The sequence below is a fragment of the Lamprobacter sp. genome, from assembly GCF_034860625.1.
Taxonomy (GTDB): Bacteria; Pseudomonadota; Gammaproteobacteria; order Chromatiales; family Chromatiaceae; genus Lamprobacter.
This window is the reverse complement of record NZ_JAYESN010000365.1, coordinates 1-2,366: the sequence shown is the minus strand read 5'-3', so window position 1 is coordinate 2,366 and position 2,366 is coordinate 1. Positions and strand designations below refer to the sequence as shown.

The 2,366-nt window shown below is 60.6% G+C and carries 4 protein-coding genes and 1 pseudogene; 2 read left to right on the top strand and 3 right to left on the bottom strand.

Annotated elements, in window-relative coordinates; all coding sequences use genetic code 11:
• From VBE63_RS31650 to VBE63_RS27590, 3 genes are all read right to left on the bottom strand, one after another.
• On the bottom strand, positions 1 to 156 hold a 156-nt coding region (locus VBE63_RS31650), incomplete at its 3' end, for a helix-turn-helix domain-containing protein (protein ID WP_416274703.1).
• A gap of 567 nt (positions 157 to 723) precedes the next feature.
• The gene (locus tag VBE63_RS27595; protein ID WP_323686191.1) at positions 724 to 1,017 is read right to left on the bottom strand and encodes a hypothetical protein; all 294 of its coding nucleotides are present in this window, start codon (positions 1,015 to 1,017) and stop codon (positions 724 to 726) included.
• Positions 1,018 to 1,243: 226 nt separating this feature from the next.
• Positions 1,244 to 1,711, bottom strand: coding sequence for a helix-turn-helix domain-containing protein (locus VBE63_RS27590; protein ID WP_323686190.1), 468 nt, complete (start codon positions 1,709 to 1,711; stop codon positions 1,244 to 1,246).
• Positions 1,712 to 1,822: 111 nt separating this feature from the next.
• Between VBE63_RS27590 and VBE63_RS27585 the strand changes: the two genes are divergently transcribed.
• Positions 1,823 to 2,161: a flagellar transcriptional regulator FlhD gene (locus tag VBE63_RS27585; protein WP_323686189.1), complete on the top strand. Its 339-nt coding sequence runs from the start codon at positions 1,823 to 1,825 to the stop codon at positions 2,159 to 2,161.
• A pseudogene (locus VBE63_RS27580) lies at positions 2,158 to 2,366 on the top strand (flagellar transcriptional regulator FlhC); the annotation flags it as partial. The gene VBE63_RS27585 and the pseudogene VBE63_RS27580, both read left to right, overlap by 4 nt.

Sequence of the window (2,366 nt, the reverse complement as noted above, 5' to 3'; positions counted from 1 at the left end):
AATCTGGGTGAGGCTGTTGAGGGTCGGATTCTCAACCCGGTTCTCCAGGCGCGAAATCCAGCCCTGCGTCACGTTGGCCCGCTGCGCCAATGTGGTTTGGGAATAGCCGAGCTGTTGGCGACGTTGACGGAGAGTGACACCGACTGAGCTGCGCATTGAGGGCCTCGTAAGCGAACGATCACCAGCGCGCGGGGGGATTGCTCGATCGACGTCGGCTCAAGCGCGCTGCCAGATGGACAGGCTAGGCAAAGGGCGAGGTCAGCGCAGTGGGTATAGATGCCGATTTTCGGTCTCAATCGGGGTTGACAAGACGCTAGAGAGGCGAAGACGTCTGCCCGCACGGCATGCCCGTGTCACGCTGCGATGCCCCCACTCGCATTTGACGTCGTTGTGGCGGATCTCGGGACGGCTGTAGGAAGCGGCTGTGGTGAGAGGCGAGGCTAAGCGCCGAGCCGCAGTGCAGTGACTCACCGCTGACAGATCGCCGTCGCCTCCTGTTCACCGACGAGGGGCGTTTGCGGTGGATGGTCGCCCATAAGGCGCGCCATCCCCGCGATCGACGCCGAGGACTAACGCCTCATCTCGAACGCGAACATAAACGTGGTCGCTGCCGCAAAGAAGAGCGAAAAGAAACCGATAGCGTCGAACCAATGGTGTTGAATATCGGGCAAGAATCGGGCGATGTACAACGGTAGGATAGCCATGACCCAAAAGAAGACACTGCTAATGAGCAACTTCAGATTCGGCCTGTCCGTCGGCATCTCGTGGGGTCATGGCGGGTTGTGAACGGGACATCAGGTACGCACGATGCGCGTCGTCAGGGTCGACGGGTCCTCGGCCGAACAGCGTGTCGCCCACATGGAAGACAAATCCGCCGTTCTCAGCCCTCTGCAGCGGTGGATACTCGTTGTGGACGGATTGCGGGCTTGGGCTCCCCTGATCCGGATCAACAGCCGGTTTGATCTGGTCGGCGAAGCCTCGGATGGCGTCGCGAATCTCATCTTGGCGTGTACTCATGGCCTCGGTCCTCAGGTCGATGGGGATCAATGAAAACGCACACCGATCGGTCCCCATAGCACCGATCCGGAGACCACGCGCTGCGAAAGGATACCTGACCGCATCCGATCTGCGAAGCCAACGGAATTCGTCGACACCTCAGCAAAACCGACACGCTGTTTGCGCTACCTGCGGTCCGAAGGCTGACGGCGAGGCGTGTTCAGGAGACGGTGTGTCGTCAGCCATCTCAACGGCTCGCGAGTCGCACCAAGCGGAGCATCGGCTTCTCCGAGATCGACTCGCCATTGCACGCCATCTCGTAGAGCAGCGCGATCAGTTCGGCTTTCTTCTCCGGCGCCATGCTGCCGCCGATCTCCTCAAGGTCCGCTTCGACGCCGGCAATCACCGAGCGCAGCATCGCCAAATCAAGCCTGTCCTCAACCCCGTCACGACGCCCTTCCCCAGTGGCCAGCCAACTGAGCGAGACCTGTGCCGTTTGGGCGATCTCGACCAGCTTATCGGCGCCGGGGACGCTCGTGCCCGCGAGATACTTGCGGAAGATACTTTCTGAGATTCCACACTTTTGCGCGAACCCAAGGGTGCTCATGCCGCCCTTGATCTCGGCTAGGCGTTGCGGGAAACCAGCACCATCCCAACCGGGATAGCCGCATTGATAGGAGGTTGAGTCACTCTTAACCGTCTCAGCAGCGGACATGATGGACGTCACTCGCAGTCTTCGATGAACAGATGGTAACGCTTTATTACGAGTAATATTTGCGGTTATCGCGCTTTAGTGCATATTATAGCGCGAACTCGGACCACTGGTATGCCTGATATGACGACCCCAGACACCCAGCCGGAGACCGGTCTCGACCGGGAGGTGATCACCTTGAATCTGCACTGTCTCCTAAGCGCACAGGCACTGGCACGCTCGGATGCGCAGAAGGCCAGCCTGATCTACGGTCTCGATCGGACGTTGATGGGCCTGCTACGCGAGGCCTCTTTCCCCGTGTTGCGCGCCCTGGCCGAGTCTGGGGTGTTGCACTTTCGGCCGCGGTTTGAGTCGCGTCTGCTTGAGGAACGCTTCGTTGCAGCGTCGGCATCAACGCTGGCGCTCGATCTGCAGGCCGTGCTGCTCGCCGCTGAGGAGGTGGAGCGCTCATGAGACTGCAGCAGTTGGCCCGCACACAGCAGGCCGTTGCGCTGATCAGAGGCGGGATGCGTACAACGCTGGTCCAGCGGATCACGGGCTTGCGCGCTGAGTTGGTGCGGGAGCTGCACCGGGAGATTCATGCAGACAAGCCTAAGTCCGGTTCGTTGCCGAGCACGCAGACGCTGCTTGATTCCGTGATCAGTCAGGCCAGCGCGTC

Bases quoted from the DNA above. Each gene is read 5' to 3' on its own strand.
- VBE63_RS27595 (WP_323686191.1), bottom strand. From the start codon at position 1,017: ATGAGTACACGCCAAGATGAGATTCGCGACGCCATCCGAGGCTTCGCC.
- VBE63_RS27590 (WP_323686190.1), bottom strand. From the start codon at position 1,711: ATGTCCGCTGCTGAGACGGTTAAGAGTGACTCAACCTCCTATCAATGC.
- VBE63_RS27585 (WP_323686189.1), top strand. From the start codon at position 1,823: ATGCCTGATATGACGACCCCAGACACCCAGCCGGAGACCGGTCTCGAC.